At 41.7% G+C, this 19,989-nt stretch carries 12 protein-coding genes; 4 read left to right on the forward strand and 8 right to left on the reverse strand.

The window, feature by feature from the left end:
• Positions 1 to 8: 8 nt before the first annotated feature.
• The 6 genes from AC570I_RS02735 to AC570I_RS02760 all read right to left on the reverse strand — a co-directional run bounded on the left by AC570I_RS02735 (position 9) and on the right by AC570I_RS02760 (position 11,479).
• On the reverse strand, positions 9 to 1,679 hold the full coding sequence (locus tag AC570I_RS02735; protein WP_497404223.1) for a GH39 family glycosyl hydrolase: 1,671 nt from the start codon (positions 1,677 to 1,679) through the stop codon (positions 9 to 11).
• 39 nt (positions 1,680 to 1,718) lie between these two features.
• Positions 1,719 to 4,679 carry a glycoside hydrolase family 2 protein gene (locus AC570I_RS02740; RefSeq protein ID WP_497404225.1) on the reverse strand — a complete coding sequence of 987 codons (2,961 nt, stop codon included), beginning with the start codon at positions 4,677 to 4,679 and terminating at the stop codon, positions 1,719 to 1,721.
• Between the two features lie 237 nt (positions 4,680 to 4,916).
• Positions 4,917 to 6,911, reverse strand: coding sequence for a RagB/SusD family nutrient uptake outer membrane protein (locus tag AC570I_RS02745; protein ID WP_497404227.1), 1,995 nt, complete (start codon positions 6,909 to 6,911; stop codon positions 4,917 to 4,919).
• 11 nt (positions 6,912 to 6,922) lie between these two features.
• A complete protein-coding gene (locus AC570I_RS02750) occupies positions 6,923 to 10,153 on the reverse strand; it encodes a SusC/RagA family TonB-linked outer membrane protein (protein WP_497404229.1) in 3,231 nt (1,076 codons plus the stop codon).
• A 422-nt stretch (positions 10,154 to 10,575) separates the two neighbouring features.
• Complete coding sequence (locus AC570I_RS02755; RefSeq protein WP_497404231.1) at positions 10,576 to 11,160, reverse strand: DUF1543 domain-containing protein; 585 nt, start codon at positions 11,158 to 11,160, stop codon at positions 10,576 to 10,578.
• The gene (locus tag AC570I_RS02760; RefSeq protein WP_497404233.1) at positions 11,153 to 11,479 is read right to left on the reverse strand and encodes a DUF1810 domain-containing protein; all 327 of its coding nucleotides are present in this window, start codon (positions 11,477 to 11,479) and stop codon (positions 11,153 to 11,155) included. The genes AC570I_RS02755 and AC570I_RS02760 overlap by 8 nt, the downstream gene beginning before the upstream one ends.
• 278 nt (positions 11,480 to 11,757) lie before the next feature.
• Here AC570I_RS02760 and AC570I_RS02765 point away from each other — a divergent pair, with 278 nt between their 5' ends.
• On the forward strand, positions 11,758 to 13,479 hold the full coding sequence (locus AC570I_RS02765; RefSeq protein ID WP_497404235.1) for an FAD/NAD(P)-binding protein: 1,722 nt from the start codon (positions 11,758 to 11,760) through the stop codon (positions 13,477 to 13,479).
• Between the two features lie 74 nt (positions 13,480 to 13,553).
• On the forward strand, positions 13,554 to 13,982 hold the full coding sequence (locus AC570I_RS02770; protein ID WP_497404237.1) for a hypothetical protein: 429 nt from the start codon (positions 13,554 to 13,556) through the stop codon (positions 13,980 to 13,982).
• Here the strand turns inward: AC570I_RS02770 and AC570I_RS02775 are convergent.
• The gene (locus AC570I_RS02775) at positions 13,972 to 15,201 is read right to left on the reverse strand and encodes a metallophosphoesterase (RefSeq protein WP_497404239.1); all 1,230 of its coding nucleotides are present in this window, start codon (positions 15,199 to 15,201) and stop codon (positions 13,972 to 13,974) included. The two genes, AC570I_RS02770 and AC570I_RS02775, sit on opposite strands and share 11 nt — an antisense overlap.
• A 95-nt stretch (positions 15,202 to 15,296) precedes the next feature.
• Complete coding sequence (locus AC570I_RS02780; RefSeq protein WP_497404241.1) at positions 15,297 to 17,078, reverse strand: ATP-binding protein; 1,782 nt, start codon at positions 17,076 to 17,078, stop codon at positions 15,297 to 15,299.
• Between the two features lie 122 nt (positions 17,079 to 17,200).
• Here AC570I_RS02780 and AC570I_RS02785 point away from each other — a divergent pair, with 122 nt between their 5' ends.
• Both AC570I_RS02785 and AC570I_RS02790 read left to right on the forward strand, forming a co-directional pair.
• Positions 17,201 to 17,647: an RrF2 family transcriptional regulator gene (locus AC570I_RS02785; protein WP_047797486.1), complete on the forward strand. Its 447-nt coding sequence runs from the start codon at positions 17,201 to 17,203 to the stop codon at positions 17,645 to 17,647.
• 245 nt (positions 17,648 to 17,892) lie between these two features.
• Positions 17,893 to 19,983 carry a ferredoxin-like domain-containing protein gene (locus AC570I_RS02790; RefSeq protein ID WP_497404243.1) on the forward strand — a complete coding sequence of 697 codons (2,091 nt, stop codon included), beginning with the start codon at positions 17,893 to 17,895 and terminating at the stop codon, positions 19,981 to 19,983.
• Positions 19,984 to 19,989 lie beyond the last annotated feature (6 nt).

The following is a 19,989-nucleotide window of genomic DNA, read 5'->3' on the forward strand; positions in this document are numbered from 1 at the left end:
ACCAAATCCTACCAATCCAGTTTCAGCAGCACCACCGCCTGCCGGCTAAGTTCGAGTTCAATTTCGCCGTTTGCGGAATTGAATTTGCGTGGCTTATCAACCCTTTTCAAGTGACCTGATTTCTCCAGCATAGCGATTTGTTTTGCATCCGGCTGTTGTGGGGAACCCATTTTTTTCCACACTTCATAAGAGTTGCTGTTTTCCTGATCAATCTGATACTGGGTTAGGGTTACGGTTGGTGTAGTTAGTCCGTTGAGTTTGACCCGAACCATTTCTCTAGTTCCGGTTTTATCTTCATCATGGTAATTCCAGATCATGACTGCAGCACTGCGCTGATCTTTTGTAGCCAGGGCACCCAGATCGGTAGTGGCTCTTCTAATGCTCGAATCGAGTATAGTTTTTAACGGATACATGCCATCGCTTTTGGCTTCCACCCGGTTCCCTTTCATTTTTCCGAACATCCTGAACACATTCAATACCGGTTTGTCGACGCCGTTTGTGGCCAGGTCTCTGAAACCGGCAAACCAGGGTTGATTTTCGAATTCAAAAGACCAGGTAACCGCTCCAAGCAGGTTGATGTTGTATTGATCGGTAAGCTCATATAACCGCGCAAAAGAGGCTGCGGTGTAGCTCGAATACATGGTACCATTGCGATAGGCATTCTCAGGATTAGTCGACATGCCACAGGCGGCACAGCCTTCTGGATCAGATTCGCCAATAATCACCGGGATGTTTTTCAGCTGCGGATATTTGCTGATTACCTTGTAATTGGATTCAATGTTTTTTAGTTGCGTTTTAATGCTCATCACCACTGTGCCATTTACCACCTTCGGCGAACCTTTGGCGTGGAATAACACCGCATCCAGAGGCGAGCCGACTTTACCGGTTGCATAATTGGTATCGAGCAGGCAATGTTTGATAAAGGCATCCAGGTATCTGGTACCGCCACCGGTTACATTTGCGCCACCAATCCGGGCTTTTGGTAAAGCCCTTTTCAACCCATCGGCGGCATAATCGTATAATTTGAAAAACTCTTGTTGTGTTCCTTTCCAATACGCCCCATCGGCTTCGTTCCATACTTCCCAGTACCAGCTTTCTACCTCGGCTTTGCCATAGCGGTCGATACTGTGTTTTACCCATTCATAAACCAGATTGCTCCACTTTTGGTAGTCCGTTGGCGGATATGCCCATCCTGTTAAGATTTCCTCGTAACGGGTGCCGGGTTTCCATTTGTGCTGGTAAGGTTGGGGGTGTGTAGAAAGTGCTTCGGGCATAAAGCCAATCTGAGCAAGTGGTTTCATTCCTCTCTTTACATAAGTGTCGAAAATCTGATCTACGATTTTCCAGTTGTAAACCGGGTTGCCATTGGCATCTTCGGTATAGGCATTGGTAGAGCCCCACTTTAAAGCCGGGGTGCCATCGCCTGAAGTAAGCAGGTTATGTGCCCGCACAAATACCGGAACCGGACTGAGTTTCGAAATTTCAGTCAGCAGCTTCTGCCCATCTTTCATGTAAGTATAATTCGGTTCATCGTAACCAAACCAGGCCCATACGGGTTTCATAGGCGCAACATTACGGTCAAAGTTAACTTCTATATTTCTTTTTTGCTGCGCGAATAGGCCTGCAGATAGAAAAGCAAATGACAGCCACAATAGCAATGCTTTGGTTGATGTTTTCATAGTAGAGATGGTGAGTTTCAGCAGCGGAATATTTTTATGTTAAGGATTTTCATATATTTCTGCCTCAATTATGCTAAGCCCGCCGTTTGATTTTGTTTCTGCGCGTTCTATGCCATCATCCAGTTTCTTTCCGTTTACCTCTACACCAATATTGGTGTTTTCATCTTTTCGTGAGCCGGCAAGCTGAATAGTCACGGAGCTTCCTTTTGTAGGCGTAAAGCTGGCTACGAAGTAACCCAAACTTGGCTTGCTGTTTCCGGCAAATACTGTTTTACCATCAACTAAGATTTTAATAGGGTAAACCTTTGTTCTGAAACCGTTGAGTTTTAGGGATACAGCATTAACCAGGCTTTCTTTTTCCAGTTTATATTTAATCCATGCCGTTTGGATTTTACCATCATTTACCCAGTCGCTCAGTTCATTGTCGTCAAAACTTAATTTTGCTTTAGCCTGATTCGCACCTGCTTCTGCATCTATGATCTGCACAGATTTACGTGATTCGGTGTACAACGCACCTGCAGGTGTTGGTCCTTTTACCAAACCTGGTTTTAACCCTTCGGAAGGTAGTTGCAGGGCAAGTCCTTTTTCCACGTTAACCGGCAAAGTTTCCAGGCTGATCGTTGAAGATTTCAGTCCGTCTGCATTTGCGGTCAGGTTAATTTTTCCTGCCTTTATCGTCGAGCGGATCAGCACCCGGTTTACACCACCTTCTACCGGAAGTACTTTCGAAAGAATATAATTATCGGGGCCTTGTGCCAGGCCTCCGCGCCATTCTGCCGGTCCTTCCAGGTTGAACTTAATGGTGTTTAACGCAATCGGACAACGCATGCCAGATTGATCTACCACTTCTATCTGAACTAAAGCCACATCTGCACCGTCGGCTTTGAAGCCTGCCGGATTTTTTATCGCAGTTAATTTCAGCGCAACCGGAGCGCCTGCAGTTTTTAATTGTGTTTCGGCTAGTTTTTTACCAGCAGCGCTGTAGGAAACCGCCTTTAGTATGCCAGGCTGATAGCTGATGTTTTTGAAAGTAAAGAGAAAGCCATTTGATTTTTCTCCAAATCCAAGTGATTTATTGTTTAAGATCAGCTGTACTTTATCTCCGGATGCAATGGCATAGACGTCTTTTTTGGTTGCTTTGTTATAATTCCAGTGGCCAACCAGGTGAAGCCCGGTTTTTTTGGCGTCAACCCAGCCATCCCACATCACCTGATGGGCGAAGAAAGCATCTTTGGGGATCCTCATGGCATCTACTTCGCCACTCCGGCGGTAGTTTTCTTCTCCGCGGTAATGGGTGTTGGAATCGGAGAAAATGATGTTTACACCACCCGAGCTTACCCTTTTGCCCGTTCCCGGCCTAACTTCATAGTATTCATTCCAGCGGATCACATCTTCAATAGCCTGCGAATCCTGATTGCGGTCATAGTCGCTTGCATCGGCTCCTTTGTAAAGCGGACCGGCTCCGTTTTTATGAAACGGAGGTGAAAATTCGTCCCAGTATTTACGAAGGGCTTCATCTCTCGAATATTCCATTGACCATACTGGTTTGGTTGCACTTTTGTTGATGTACAGCATTTCTCCTCCATATTCTGCGGAAGGGATGTCGAGCATTTCACGGGAACCAATTGCCCTGCCGCCATAAGGATCAAACTGATCCCTGATCGCCCGCATTTCCTGCATGTGTTCGGCACTGATGGATTCGTTTCCACATTCGTAGAACAGGATGCTCGGGTTGTTGCGGTTATAGATGATGGCGTCGGTCATTACTGCTTTACGCTGATCCCAGCGGGTACCAGTTACATCTTTCTCTGAATCTCCTGCCGGCATGGCCTGAATCAAACCGACCCGGTCGCAGGATTCAATGTCTTGTTTCCATGGAGTGATGTGCATCCAGCGCACCAGATTGGCATTGCTCTCCACCATCAAACCATTGCTGTAATCACTTAACCAGGGTGGAACAGATAAGCCTATGGCAGGCCATTCGTTGCTGCTGCGTTGGGCATAACCTTTCATCATCAGCACCCGGTCGTTCAGGTACACCATTCCATTTTTAAATTCCGCTTTTCTGAAACCGGTTTTCGTGCTGAGTTCATCAACCGGCAGCCCGTCTACTTTTAATCTTGAGGTTACATTATAAAGGTAGCCATATCCCCAGCTCCAGAAGTTTAAACCCGATACTGCATTTTCGGCAGATAGGGTAGTACTATCGCCGGAATTTAGTGTTTTCGCTCCCGACTGAAATGTTTTGATGATCTTGTTATCGCCATCTTTGATTTCAACTTCATACACAACTGATTTTGGATCTGCGCTTTCGTTTTTTACCTGTGAGGCAGAAACGATCGTCGCCGTTCTGTTTTTAATGTCGAAATCTTTGGCGTAAATATAGTTTCCTGTATGGTGGAGGATGGAATAAATTGGAAGGGTTTGGTAAATGCTGCCTGTAAGATGCAGGCGTACATTCTTAGACATACCGCCATAGTTGGCATTGAAGTTTTTGTCATTCCACTGGTAGCCTGAGTTGGTTGCTTTTTCCCTGTAGTTCCAAGCATTGTCGATTTTTACTGCTATTATATTTTCCTGCCCTTTTTTGATCAGTTTTGAGATGTCGAAGCCAAAAGCCATCACACCGTTTTCATGCCTGCCAATAAACTGACCATTCAGATAAAATTCGCCCGCTTGCCTGATCCCCTCAAACTCAAGGAAAACTTTTTGTTGCTGATCGTTTTGAGGAACGGTGAAATGTTTCCGGTACCATACGATGCCTGTAGATAGTGCTTCGATGGATTTTTTAAAAGCTTCATCTTCATTCCAGGCATGGGGTAGGGTTATGGCCTTCCACTTTGTATCGTCGAATGCAACAGCATCAGCGCCTGTAGTGTCGCCAACAAACAGCTTCCAGCCGGGATTAAAATTATAAGTTTTCCGAAGATTATTTTCCTGTGCACGGCCGATCATGGAGAACAGGCAGAGCATGAAAATGAAGATTGGTCTTCTGATCATGATTAGCTTTGGGTTTAATATATCTGGTTAAATTAAACGAGGTTAAGGATTTTAAGGTTTAATGCCATCCTGTGCCATCCTGCTGGTTTTGTTTATCAGGTGATTGGAGGGGTACAGACGGTTTCAATCGTTTGAAAAAAATGAGTGGTGCCTGGGCAGAAGTACTGTGTATTGTATTGAAGCAAAAAAGGCAGTTAACATTACGTCAACTGCCTTTAGCATAATAAATAATTTATTTTACCAGCCTGGATTTTGCATGGCTTGTTTTTGGGCGCCGCTTAACGCCGCTCCACCACTTTTGACTGCATCTAAGAACGATTGTGGAATCGGACGTAAGTAGTGCTTGCCATCAATTGGTTTAGCTTCTGAGTTGAATGCTGCTGTGCGCACAACCAGTGTTTTGGTACGGGCCAGATCTTCCCATCTCATTAACTCCCCCATGAGCTCTCTAGACCGCTCGTTTAAGATAAAGGCAGTAAACTTATCAGCTTGTGATGTTGCTCCAACTTTATCGTAGAAGTTAGTGGTAGAGTTGAAAATATCTGTCTCGCTGGTTAAGTGCATGGATGTTAATGTACTTGCAGTTGTAGCAGTCAAATTGTTAGATTCGAAATAGGTATTTTTGTCTGAATACGAAGATAAAGCACTGGAGATGGTTACAGGATTGGTTTTGTAAGCGATACCTCCATCTACATAGCTTTCTCTGTTTTCGCCGTCTTTATAAGCTGCGCGATCTCTTACCCTGTTGATGTAGGGTACTGCCGCTGCGTACTGACCTAAACGACCGTAAGCCTCTGCTGCGATCAAATAGGTCTCCGCTAAGCGTGCTAAAATACCATCGCGCTGACCAAATTGAGAAGCCACCAGATTTCTTGATCCGTCCATGAACTTAGAGAGCGCAACAAACTGACTTACACCATAATTTCCATGACCGTTTAAATAGCTTTGAGCCTCTCCCGAGTAATATCGTACAAACATATTTGGCTTGCGACGACCAATATCGGTGGGCAAAGACGCTGAAGTTGTAGCAGGAGTGTATCTGGTGTCTCCAGCGTTATTGATAATATACAAGACTGCTTCTTCTCCGCCTACAAATTTCACCTGACCAGCTTGTGCAGCAGTTGGTGCATTTGCGGCAGTCCATTTGGGTGCACTGGCAGGATTGTTACAGATATATCTGGTTTTAAAGCTTTTCCAGAACCGTGAATCATTTACACGGTCGAAAACATCCAGTGCATAATCGGTAGAACGCATTCTCTGAAATTCACGTCCACCAGCTAAGTCGCGTACCATTCCTGGAAGTGTTTGATAAACTGAAGGATAATAAAGATGAATCTGATTTCCGTAACGCCCCTGGGTAGTCGTATTATTTGAAAATTGTGCAGCAAGTATTACCTCTTTATTGGTCTCATTTGCCCCATCAGGCGTAGTGAAATTCCATAGGTCGCTATAATTTGTAGCCAGGGTATAAGCACCACTATTGATTACCAGGTCGGCATATTTAACGGCATTTTGTAAGTCGGCCGTTTTAGTATCGCTATTCCAGTCATTATTTAATTCACTTGCACGAAACAGATAAGCTTTAGCTAAAAAGTGTGCGGCAGCCCATTTAGTAATTCTGCCAGTTTCTGCCGGAGCTGCAGGCAACAGATTATATGCCTGAGTGAAATCGGCTATTACCTGCTCATATACCTGTTTAGCCGTACTTCTTGTAAATTCTTCCTGAACAGTTTCTGAAGGCTCTAGTTTTAGCACAACGCCGCCAAATTGTTTTACGAGTTTGAAATAGTCGAAAGCGCGCATAAAATATCCTTCACCCAGGCGTGTATTTTTATTAGCGCCTGTGTAATATTGTGGTACATTGGTGATTACGATATTGGCAGAGTTGATGTTGCCGTACATGTTATCCCAAACAGAAGCAATATCGCCTGATATGGAATTAAAGTTTCCGTCGTATGAATTGAACATCTGCTCTGTTCTATCACCACCAACTGTAAACTCATCAACGCCATAATTAGTTGTAGTATAAGCCCAGGTATAGTTAAAATGAAATTTTAAACTTTGATACATCCCAATTACCAGACCATCTAAGCCTAAAGTTGTTTGAAAATCGGATGTATTATGGGAATTAATCACTTCCTCATCAAGAAAGCTTTTTTTGCAGGAAGTAGGCACGATCATTAAGCTACCTAGCAAAGCTACTCCTGATATTAAATTTATAATCTTTTTCATGTTTTCTGTTATTAGAAGCTGGCGTTTACACCAAATACAAAACCCCTGTTAAATGTAGAACCACCTAAATCCGGATCAATCCAGCTGATTTTTGAATAAATTAAACCTGGATTGATGGCCTGAGCGTAAATCCTTAACCTCGATAAAGTCAATTTCTTTACAACGTTTTCTGCAAAATTATAGCCTAAAGAGATATTCCTGATTTTGATAAAGGAGGCATTCTGAGAGTTTAAAGCACTTACATATTGGTCACCTCCGGCGCTTGCATAATTTGGAGCAGGGTAGGAATTCGTCGGATTTGTCGGTGTCCAATAGTCTACTACACGCTGTGCAAAACGACCCTGAAGTGCTTCTGCGCCAGTTGCAATTACATAGTTAAAACGGGAAACAATAAATATAGAAAGGTCAAAGTTTTTGTAGCCAAATGTATTGGTAATACCTCCTGTAATGCCTGGGTTGTAATGGCCCAGGATTTTACGATCATTATTTGCATCTATTTTATAATCACCATTTAAATCGGCAACCCTGATACTGCCCGGACTAAACCAACTGGTTTTGCTGGCTATATTAGCGTTGAATTTAGCCATTTCAGCCCTGTCTTCCGGCGTGTCCTGCCATATTCCAACTTTTTCAAAATCGTAAGCAACACCCACTCTTTGGCCGAGGAACAGGCGATCATTAATCATATCGCCATTGTCTAGTTTAACAATCTGGTCTTTACTTAAAGACAGGTTCAAAGTAGATTCCCACGTGAAATTATTTGCCTTCACATTAACAGAGCTTAATGTCAAATCAATCCCTTTGTTCTTTGTTGAACCAATATTGTCATAAGCACTTGTAAAACCATTGATTGAAGGAATTTTTTTCAGTAGTATTAGGTCAGTTGTTTTAGATTTGTATAAATCCAGGGAACCACTGATACGATTTTTTAACAGGTCGAAATCAAATCCGATGTTATATTGTAATGTTTTTTCCCAACTCAATGTTTTGATTGGCAAAGGAATTGGATTCGCTAATGAAGCATCGGAGGATACGTAACCAACCTGTGCAGAGCTACCAAAAGTATATGTTTGAGCTGTTAACAAGCCTAATGTACTTCCGATGCCCACTGATGAATTTCCGGTACTACCAACGCCAAATCTAAATTTCAATTGATTGATCCATTTAATATCTTTAATAAAGTCTTCCTGATCCATACGCCAGGCAATCGCAGCAGAAGGAAAGAAATCCCATTTATTGCCAGCAGCTAGTTGTGATGCGCCGTCCCAGCGTGCCGATGCGGTTAGGAGATATTTATTATCGAAGGTGTAATTGATCCTACCCATATAAGACATCAGCGTCGATTTGCGTAAGTCAGTGTCAAAACCATCTAAAGCGGAAATGTTCCCTGCATTTAAGCCATACCATAAGGCACCTGGTAAAGATATTTTACTCCCAGTTAATGATGATGATTCATCTCTGTTCAACGATGAGCTTTGAAGTAGGGTTGCTCCAAAATTATGTTTGCCAATAGTTTTATCATAATAAATCAGATGATCTAGTGTATAAGCAAATTTGCTACTTTGATTTAACTGGGCATAGTTATTGGTTGAACCCGGAACGCCAGCGTCACGGTTAACAGATTTAGCATCCTGGTATCTGCCATTATAATAGTTGGAAAAATCTGGACCAAAATTAATACGGTATTTCAGACCTTTCATTAAACTCACTTCAGCGTAGATGGATCCTAAAGTACGCAATGATTTACGAAGATTAATATTGTAATCAGCCTCCAGAATTGGGTTCTGGATATTAATATCACCACCTGGCAAGTTGATTCTGTTTCCATTTGCATCGTAAGGTATGGCGAGCGGTAGCATACTTCGGGTGGCGCTGTATATATCTGCTGCACCTGTAGCACTGGCAGCCTGAAAACCATAATTTTGTAAGCCATAGGTAGCTGTAATATTCGCTCCCATTTTAAACCATTTGACCGGGTTAATTTCTATACTTACCTTACTGCTGTATCGCTCGAAATCCTGACCAAGTTGTGTTCCTTTCTGGTTAAGATAACCAAATGAGCCGTAAGCTTTGATTTTATCTGTACCTCCACTTAAACTCAATATATGATCCTGAGTAACTCCGGTACGGGTTACCAGATCTGTCCAATTAGTTGTTGGAACCAGACTCCCATCAAAAACGCCATTCACCCAACCTTGATCCAAATTGGTAAGCATGTTTGCATCCTGTTTAAATATTTCCCTGTCAGCTGCCTGCGTTGGTACAGTAGGATAATTGTAGATTGGCGTTGTTGTAGTTCCGTTAATGGAATTCAAATAGGCAGTTCTGCGGTAAGCATCCCGACGGAACTCGATATATTGTCCCGAATTCATCATATCGATTCGATCATTTAATGTTTCTACAGTCGCAGTACCTACGTAATCCATAGTCAACCTTCCAGCCTTACCTTTCTTGGTGGTCACTAAAACTACACCGTTTGCACCACGGGATCCATAAACAGCAGTTGCAGAGGCATCTTTTAAAATGTCAATATTCTCAATGTCGTTTGGATTAATCGCGTCGATACCGCCAAACTGCAATGGAATTCCATCAACCACATATAATGGCGAATTGCTGGCATTGATTGATCTGACCCCACGAATCAGAATACTTCCTAATTGGCCCGGGCGCTCATTCGAGGTAACATCGACCCCTGCAGCTTTACCCTGAATGGCTTGCAGCGCATTGGCTACCGGCCTGGATCTGATCTCTTCCGCCCCAACGCTTACCACCGATCCGGTTAAATCACTTTTTTTAACGGCATTGTATCCCACAATCACAATCTCATCCAGATCGTTAGTGGTACTTTTCAATTGTACGGTAAGTGTTGTTTTGCCATTTACCGGCACTTCAAGCGTTCCATAACCTACGTAAGAAAACACCAGAATGGGGTTCGCTGTTCCGGTTGGTACCGTAATTGAGAATGCACCATTGGCATCTGTTGTGGCAACAGCCGAAGTTCCTTTAACTTTCAGCACCACCCCAACAAGGGTCTCACCTTTTTCGTCGGTCACTTTTCCTTTAATCACATCCGCAAAACGGATGGGAGCCATGGCTGGCGCATGATGGGTATGAATCGTATCAGCCGATACCTTTTGAGAAGCCACTGCAACAGAAAGGACGGACATACTGAAAATAACCAGCTTTTTCCCATGATAACGGGTCACTCGCTGATTAAAAAATGGAGGTAAATTAAAATGCATAAGCTTTAATTTTTAAATATTTGGTTTTGTTTATTATGATGTCTTGCGACATGATAAGCAATAGCAATTCCTTAAAATGCCTTTGAACAGGAATAAGTACTTTCCATATTCATGGTGCAGAAGGAGATTTTGAGTATTAGCGGAGGGCTTAATTAGAATGCAGAGGATAGGGACAAATATTGCTGATCTATCAGGTGCGTGTAATGGTTATAGATGACATTGAAACTGATTTTGATATATACCTGGTTAAATATTACACGAGGTTAAGGCTTTTATTTTGCTATTCCATCCTGTTCTATCCTGTTTTTGAAATTGGATGAAATAAATCGAAATTAAAAACGGAATCATTCGAAGCCAGGGAGGCTCGGTTTTCTTAGTTTGAAGGTTGATTTTGAGTGCGTTAAAATAGATTTTCTAACTTGCTACAATTTGTCCAGTTTGAAATAACCCAAATGAATTTCATCTTCAGGCAGGTCATTCTGTTGATTATAGTCAATCTCTATTTCATACCTGGCTTTCATTTCAGCACTCAACACATCTTCGATCTTATAAAGATCATCTACATCGATACCGTATTTCTCATCGACATGGGCATTAGCCCCCTTAATGGAATTGGTCTTGAAAAAGACTGATTTTTTAGCTTCCTGAACGGCCTGTGCGCGGTCATCATGAACTGAAAGTACGATGTAGTGCTGCTCGGCCAATATGTTCGACTGATACCCACCCAGGTTGATGAAGAACAGTTTCTTTAGAGAAGGATGAGTGTTTTCGTTTTTTTCTTTCACCCTGATCACGTAATCACCTACCTTATTTACTTCCCGCCAGCCGTCTACATGGATACTGTTTCCGGCCTCTGGCCAGAAAGATTTGATTTCCTTAACAAGATCTTTCAAAGCATAAGCAATACCAAAAAAATAATCGTGCTGCTCTACATTGCGCTGGGGTGCTTTTGATCCCAGTAGCAGCATGAAAAGTTTAGGTGTTTGTTTTGGTTCCGGATTAATCATTCTGAATTAACTTTAAGGTTTGAGGGTCTTGCTGACCGTTGAAAAATTTGTTTAAAACAGACTGAAATACTGACGATGCGTCAGGAAGACTCGAAAAAAGTGTCATGCAGGATTTTAACTTCATATCATCCGGTGAACCAAAGATTTGGAGTGCATTTGTTTCATCAAGTTCAAGCAGTACCTGAGAAATTTCCAGTAGGCGTTTTCCCACAACAGGGTGACTAATATATTCCTTCGCTTCGTTTATGTTCTTGATGGCATAAAATTTAGAAGTTTCGCTAAAGCCTAATCCGCTTATCTGAGGGAAAATATACCACATCCAATGGCTTCTTTTTTTTTCCTTTTTTAATTTCGCTTAAAGCCCGCTCATATTCTGTCGCCTGTGCCGAAATAAATCGGTCAAGTGTTCTTTCTACCATCGTTTTGTCAATCTAAAAAGATTTAACAAGTGATACCGCATTTGGTTTACAAAAATTTACCAGCACATTTTTGCGGCATGATAAAACAATTTGGTTTTTTATGGATTATAGGTGGATAAATGCGATGAAATGGCGGAATATCAAAACATCCGTGATAGCAAAAACCAGGTAAAACCTTATGGGCAAATTAACATCTAAGAAACGAATAGCAATAATTGGTGGTGGACCGAGCGGTCTGTTTATGTATAAACGTTTGGTTGAATCGGGACAAACAGATATTGAAATTGAAATCTTCGAAAGAAAAGGATTTTTAGGTGCAGGGATGCCCTATAGTGAAGAGGGGGCGAATGTTGAACACATCACCAATGTGTCAGACAATGAAATTCCTGGCATTTATAATTCTATTGAAGATTGGGTGAAGGTTGCGCCTCAGGCTGTACTGAATAAGTTCCAAATCAATTCAGCAAACTTTAATGAATATAAGGTACTTCCGCGCTTGTTTTTCGGCGAGTATCTTAAAGCACAATTTGGCTTGTTAAAAGCAGCTGCAGATCATAAAGGCATCGTGACCAGAGTACATCTGAATAGTTTAGTCAACGATCTGATCGATCGACCTGAGCGCCAAATGGTGAGTGTGGTTACTGCGCAAACTGGTTCATCCGATTTCGATTATGTGATGATCTGTTCGGGGCACAACTGGCCACAAAAATTTGAAGGTAAAATTGACGGTTATTTTGATTCGCCATATCCGCCAAAAAAACTATTGGTGAAAATTAACCATCCTGTAGCGTTGATGGGATCATCACTTACAGCAATTGATGCGGTGAGGACGCTTGCAAAATTAAACGGAAACTTTGAAGATGGGGAGGATGGTAAGCTGGTTTTTACCCTTAATGAAGACAGCAAAGATTTTAAATTAATTCTGCATTCGCGTAATGGTTTACTCCCTGCTGTTCGGTTTCACTTAAAGGATTCCCATCTGGGTAAAGATGAGACAATATCTCAGCAGGAATTTAAGCGGAATATACAAGAAAATGGTGGGTTCGTTGATCTGGATTATGTGTTTGAGAAGAACTTTAAAGCTTCTTTCATTAAAAATGATCCCGCATTCCACAAGATAATAAAAGATATGAACCTGGAGGAATTTGTGGATGCCATGATGAATATGCGCGAATCCATGGAGCCTTTTGATCTGTTTAAAAAAGAATATGAAGAAGCTGAAAGATCGATAGCGCGTAAGGAATCTATTTATTGGAAAGAAGCGCTGGCGATACTTAGTTTTGCCATGAATTATCCGGCTAAATACCTGTCGGCCGAAGATATGGAACGCCTGCAGCATGTGCTGATGCCGTTGATTTCCATTGTAATTGCCTTTGTGCCGCAGAGTTCGTGCAGGGTATTAATGGCCTTGCACGAAGCGGGCGTGCTGGAGATTGTTACCGTTGGAAAAGACAGTGAGGTTGAGCCAGTTGAATCGGGGGGTATTGTATATCACTATACTGATAGTAAGGGTGAAAAGCTGGCTATACCTTTCAAAACTTTCGTAAACTGTGTAGGCCAGCCCCATCTTTCATTTGAAGATTTTCCTTTTAAAAGTTTAATTGATCAGGGTGTGGTAAGTCCGGCAAGATTAAAGTTTAAGTCGGATGAGCATGCGAAAAATGCAATTGATGATGGAAATGAGCTCGTACAAGTAGAAAACGGAACGTATTTCCTCAAAGTTCCGGGAATAACAATTAACGACAACTTCAATGTAATTAATATCAACGGCGAGGCAAATGCCAGGATTTACATCATGGCCGTTCCTTACATCGGAGGCTACAATCCCGACTATTCGGGTATTGATTTTTGCGAATCCGCTTCAGAAGCCGTCGTTAAAAGTTTGTTTAGTACTACGTAAGGGGAATTTACTCAAACGTTTGCGCTTTGATTTCAGGATTTGCTATGTGTATTCGTTTTATACTCTCATGATTAATGAAGCATAACCCAAATAAACAAAGCCATTGGGCAAACGTTTGCGCTGCTTCAGTTACCGGAGATGAGGAGGCGAATGAATACCTTACACATCTTATCCCCCCGTGTATTCAGATGTCGCTCAGCAATAGTAATCATAAACCCGGTGATCGTGTGATCAATCCACTTAATGTATCTGAAATAAATCCGATTATTTTTTATTCAGGTAAGGAAGATGAACTGATGGTTGAGCTTGTTGGAGTGAAGGTAGGAGAGTTAATAATTAAATCGTTATCTACTGATGTGTTGTTGGTGAAAGCGTTGAAAATAGCAGACGAAGACATCTTCCTTGCCTGGAAGCAAACTGAAATGGGATTAAGGATAACGCTACCTGAACTTGTTACAGGGGAAGCGGAAAGAAAAAAGTGCCGGTTGATCATCAGGTTTTAAATTTCTTTTTCAGCTCAATGACAGTGACTTCAGGCCATATTCCTATGCGTCCGGAAAAACCCAGGAATCCAAAGCCCCGGTTCACATTGAGATACCTGCCGTTTTCTGACTTGACCCCTGCCCAATGCTTGTATCTGTATTTAACCGGACTCCACTTGATGCCAAAGGCTTCAATTCCAAACTGCATGCCATGAGTATGGCCAGCCAGACTCAATTGAATTTTTGAGGGGTAATTTTTAACCTGTGCATCCCAGTGAGAGGGATCGTGTGAAAGCAGAATTTTAAAGTCGCTTTGTGCAGTTCCCTTCAAGGCCTTATTCAGGTCGCCTCGTTCGCCAAATCCTATTCCCCAGTTTTCAATACCGGCAAGGATGATTTTTTCACCGTTTTTATGTAATTCTACATGTTCGTCCAGCAAAAGTTTGAAACCCAGTTCCTGGTGGTAAGCTTTTAATTGGTTGAGGTTCTTAATTTTTTCGGCTTCACCAGGCCACTTCACATAATCTCCGTAATCGTGATTTCCAAGAACGGAAAATTGCCCGTAAGGTGCTTTGATTTGGGAAAAATGCCCGATGTACGGAACAATCTCATTGGACATGTTATTCACCAGGTCGCCAGTGAATACAAATAAGTCACTTTTTTGTGCATTGATCAGGTCAATTCCTTTTTGAACGGCCTTAGGGTTGGTAAAACTCCCTGCATGTACATCAGAGATCTGCGTTAATGTAAAACCGTCAAACTGTTCTGGTAAATCATCGAAATATAAAGTATGCCTGATTACCCGGTAGGCATATTTTCCTTTTGTAATACCATAAGCAAATAGTATAATAGTTAAACAAAACATGACAAACGCAAAGCCTATCCAATCATCACTTCTGCTCAGGGTATGATAACCTCCTGCTTCGAATTGGGTGGGTACAGATAACAGAACCCGGTAAATATCGCCAATGAGTAAAAATACAGCAAAGATGAGTTCGGAAACGAATACAATTAAAAATGCATGTGCAACTACCTGAAAAACTTTCGTTACACCTTTACGCTGAACCGTACCGATCGCGTATATGAGTAGTAAGGTTAAGCCCGAAATGATTATCCAAAGTGAGGTTTTAAGCCAGATACTTTTATAAATTACACCGAGTCCTGAAATGAAATAGGCATTAAGACTGAAAAATAAAATTGCAATAACTAAAATAGGGAGCAGGCTGAATTTTCTTCTCATTATAAAAAATTGTTAGCAGAATAGGTAAAATTAGGATTTAAAGGTTAATAAGCCCTGATTACTTGAACGAACGCATTACTTTTACAATGATTTGATTAAGCTGAAACACCTGTTTTCGTCCATTTAATCATCACTGTTCTCAGGTCGTTTAGGGTGAATGGCTTGGGGAGGAAATCTTTCATGCCGGCGTTCATGCAGGCCTCTTTATCTATCTGCATGGCATTTGCAGTACAGCCAATGATGATTGGGGGCAGCACCTGCTGAGATTTGTAGAACTTTAATATTTCAATAGTGGCAGATATGCCGTCCATTTTTGGCATCTGCATATCCATTAATATGATGTTGAAATATTCCGCTTTAGCCTTGATCAGCGCTTCCTCGCCGTCGCTGGCAACACTATACCGGTATCCGGATTTTTCCAGCATTTTTGAGGTAATGATCTGATTAAAAACGTTATCTTCAGCAATCAGGATGTGCATACCTGCAATAGGATAATGGAGGGTGCTGGCCTCAAAGTCGCGGCTTTTAATAAGTGAATGGGCATAATACGATGCGGCGGGTAGTGAGAATGTAAATGCGGATCCTGCCCCGGGCTGGCTTTTTGCCGAAATTTTTCCACCCATCATTTCCGCCAGTTTTCTGCAGATCACCAAACCCAGGCCCGCACCACCGAACTTTCGTGTTGTAGATGGATTAATCTGAGAAAAAGGGAGAAAGAGTTTTTCCATGTCTTCTTCATCAATACCAATTCCTGTATCTTCCAATACAGATACCAACGTTTGTACCTCGTTAATCATAATATACTGAACGCTCAGTTTGGCATAACCTAATTCGGTAAATTTAACCGCATTCCCTAGCAAATTAATCATAATCTGCTTGAATCTGATTTCATCGGAGATAATGATTTCAGGTACGCTGTTGTCAATTTCGATAACCAGCTGCAGGTTTTTTCTGGTAAATAAGGGTTTTACGATGTTCTCCGTATCAATAAGGCATTTGCGGATTTCAAAGGGATGGTTATGAATCTCCATTTTATTCGCCTCAATCCGGGATATATCAAGCAAATCATTCACAATATCTGTCATGATACTATTGCTGGCCTGAAGCGTATTGAGTAATTCTGCTTGTTCCTGATTAAGTTTAGTGAGCTTGAGCAATTCTGAAGCACCAATAATTCCATTAAGCGGCGTCCTGATTTCGTGGCTCACATTAGCCAGGAAGTTGGATTTTGCCATGGTGGCTTCCTCTGCTGCTTCTTTTGCCAGAATCAGTTCCTGCTGTGAGCTTTCCAGGTGATGTTTGCTTTTTAGCAGTAAGATTCGCTCATAGTCGAGCACCCGTCTGTAAGCAATCAGCATAAAAATCATCATGAATGAGATGTTTAAAAAAGCAAAGATCAAATCCAGGTTTCTGGCCTTTTCAGTTTCATATGGAGTAACCAACGATGGGATGAGCTGCTCCAACAGAATACATAAACCGGCAGTGGAAATGAAAAGAAATATAAACCACCATCTGAATTTTTTAGAAAGTGAAAGTACTGCTACGCTCAAGTAGAATATCAGGAAAACAGGCGTTGAACCCCACGAACCTCCGTTAAGGAACCAGGCCGGAAACATTGTAAGGCAATTGAAAATAAAAAAACAGAAACGCCAGTTTTCTGATACGCGATCTTTCAGGGAATAATAGTAGAAGATAACGTAAACAGCGATAAAAAATAAAATGGATGCGTTGTTGATCCAGGCTAATCCTATAATAAGATTTAATACGATACTGAATGCAGAAACGATAATCATGCACAAACAGAGCAGTGCAAATAATTTGGATTCAATGCTGATTTTGCGGTTCCTTATGTTTAATAATCTGACACTTTGAAGCATTGAAAAGATATTTTTGATAAATATATAGAATAAAGACAAATTTTATTTGAGTATCCGTATGGGTATGCCCTCGTTGAGATTAGTTTTATATATGGCTTACTTTTATTAGCTTTGTACGATATATGCTATCCAAAAAGACAAAATACGCCATTAAAGCGCTTGTTGCGCTTGGAAAAAATGTAGAAAAACCACCGATGCAAATCTCCAAGATTGCTGAGGAGGAGCATATCCCCAAAAAGTTTCTCGAACAAATCCTTCTTGATTTGCGTAACGCAGGCTTTTTATACAGTAAAAAAGGTGCTGGTGGTGGTTACAGCTTAAACAAAAAACCTGAAGATATACTTTTGGTTCAGGTGATGCGTGTAACCGACGGACCTATTGCCATGGTTCCATGTGCCAGCTTGAATTTCTACCACAAGTGTGATGAATGTGAGGATGAGAAAACCTGCGGTATCCGAAGCGCTTTTATTGATGTAAGAGATGCAACGTTGAAAGTATTAAGTGAAACCAGTGTTGCAGATGTAATCGGTCGCGAACATTCGCTGAAGCTGGGTATCGATATCCTATAAAAACTTCCTCTTTGTCACTTCAACATAATGGTTAGTAATTTTTTTCATAAAAAACTACGACTATTTCTATATACTTTATATATTTGGAGCATGAACTTCAAATTTACATACAATCAAAACCATATGTTCTCCATGCGCTGTTGTTGCGAAACAAAGTAAGAGGGGTATTAAATGATTTGATGTAAACATTTGAATGCTTCTCAGTAACCGGAGAAGCATTTTTTGAATAAAAGCTAACAACACATATGCAAAGTTTCAGAACAGAACTCGAAAATCCTATTGTCGAGCAGGACATTATTGATTTAGAGAATAAGATTAAAGCTTTTCGTGATGGAACTATCCACGACGAAAAGTTTAGAAGTTTACGATTGGCCCGTGGCGTTTATGGTCAGAGGCAGCCGGGCGTGCAGATGATTCGCATAAAATTACCTTTCGGAAAGGTGACTTTTAAGCAGTTATTGCGTATTGCAGATATTGCCGATGAATACGGCAGTGGGAATTTGCACCTCACTACCCGTCAGGATATTCAGTTGCATTATGTGAGTTTGGATAGAACGCCTGAGTTATGGGCCAAGCTGGAACAAGATGATATAACTTTACGGGAAGCTTGCGGAAATACAGTACGTAACGTTACGGCATCTCCCAACTCGGGAATTGATAAGGATGAACCTTTCGATGTTTCACCTTATGCCCATGCGGTATTTAAATATTTCCTGCGTAATCCGATTTGTCAGGAAATGGGTAGAAAGATTAAAATTTCTTTCTCTTCAAGCGATAAGGACACTGCATTCAGCTACATACATGATCTAGGTTTTATTCCCAAAATCAATGAGAATGGTGAACGCGGTTTTAAAGTGCTTTTCGCAGGTGGATTGGGTGCACAGCCTTTTTTAGCAAGTGCAGTTCATGACTTTTTACATGAAGATCAGTTGATTCCTTTTACTGAATCGGTTCTCCGTGTATTCGACCGTTATGGTGAACGTTCAAACAGAAACAAGGCCCGCCTGAAATATCTGGTGCAAAAACTTGGACTAGAAGAGGTATTAAGACTGGTTGCCGAGGAGCGTACTGCTAACAAGGTTAAAACTTTTACAATCGACAGAGACACGGTACCTCAACCTGCCTTGCCGGTTGATCAGGAGTATGCAGCAGTGGAGATTTTAAATGAAGCACACTACAAACACTGGTCGGCCACAAATGTAGTAGAACAAAAGCAGGAAGGCTTCTTCGCTGTGTATGTTAAAGTCCAGGTTGGGGATATAAAAACGGATAAAGCACGTGCCTTTGTGGAAGCCATCAGGCCATACGTGGCTGATGAAATCAGGATTACGCAGAATCAGGGATTGCTTTTGAAATTTGTACGCAAGGAAGCTTTGCCTTCGCTTTATTCAGCGTTGAATAAAATTGGCTTTACTACGGCAGGTTTCGATAGTCTGGCAGATATTACGACTTGCCCTGGTACGGATACCTGTAACCTGGGGATCTCCAATTCAATGACCCTTGCCGAGGTGCTCGAAGAGGTGATCTATACCGATTTTCCGGAGTTTATCTACGAGAAAGATATCAAAATCAAAATCAGTGGGTGTATGAACTCCTGCGGTCAGCACGGCCTGGCCGAGATCGGTTTTCATGGCAGTTCACTTAAAGCAGAAGGTAAAATAGTTCCTGCAGTTCAGGTGATGCTGGGCGGCGGAACGGTTGGAAACGGTGTTGGCCGTGTAGCAGAACGTGTGATCAAAGTGCCTTCTAAAAGAGCTACCAGTGTGCTACACTACATCTTGAACGATTTTAAAGCCAGTAATGAGGAAGGTGAAAACTTTCACCAGTATTACGATAGGAAAGGTAAAGATCATTTTTACCAGTTGTTAAAACCACTGGCAGATTTAACTTCGTTAAAGCAGGAAGAATTTGTAGACTGGGGCCATGTGGAGCAGTTTGTCACAGCAATTGGCGTTGGCGAATGTGCCGGCGTAGTGATTGATTTAGTGGCAACCCTGCTTTTGGAAGCTGATGAGAAATTTGGATGGGCAAAGCTGAACCTGGATAAAGGAGCGTATGCTGATGCGATTTACCATACGTATGCAACCTTTGTAAGTGCTGCCAAATCGTTATTATTAGATAAAGGCGTAAACAGCAGTACTCAGGTTGGCGTAATCAGAGAATTTGATAATCACTATGTAGAAACAGGTGAATTCAGTTTGCCGACTAATTTCTCAGACCTGGTGCTTCAGATTAATAAAAATGAACCGGGCGCCGAATTTGCGAAAAGTTATTTTGCTCAGGCAGAAGCATTTTTAGCGCAGATTAAAGAGAAGAGGTCAGTATTAGTAAAGTGAGGTTTG

It is taken from the genome of Pedobacter sp. A2324, assembly GCF_059693705.1.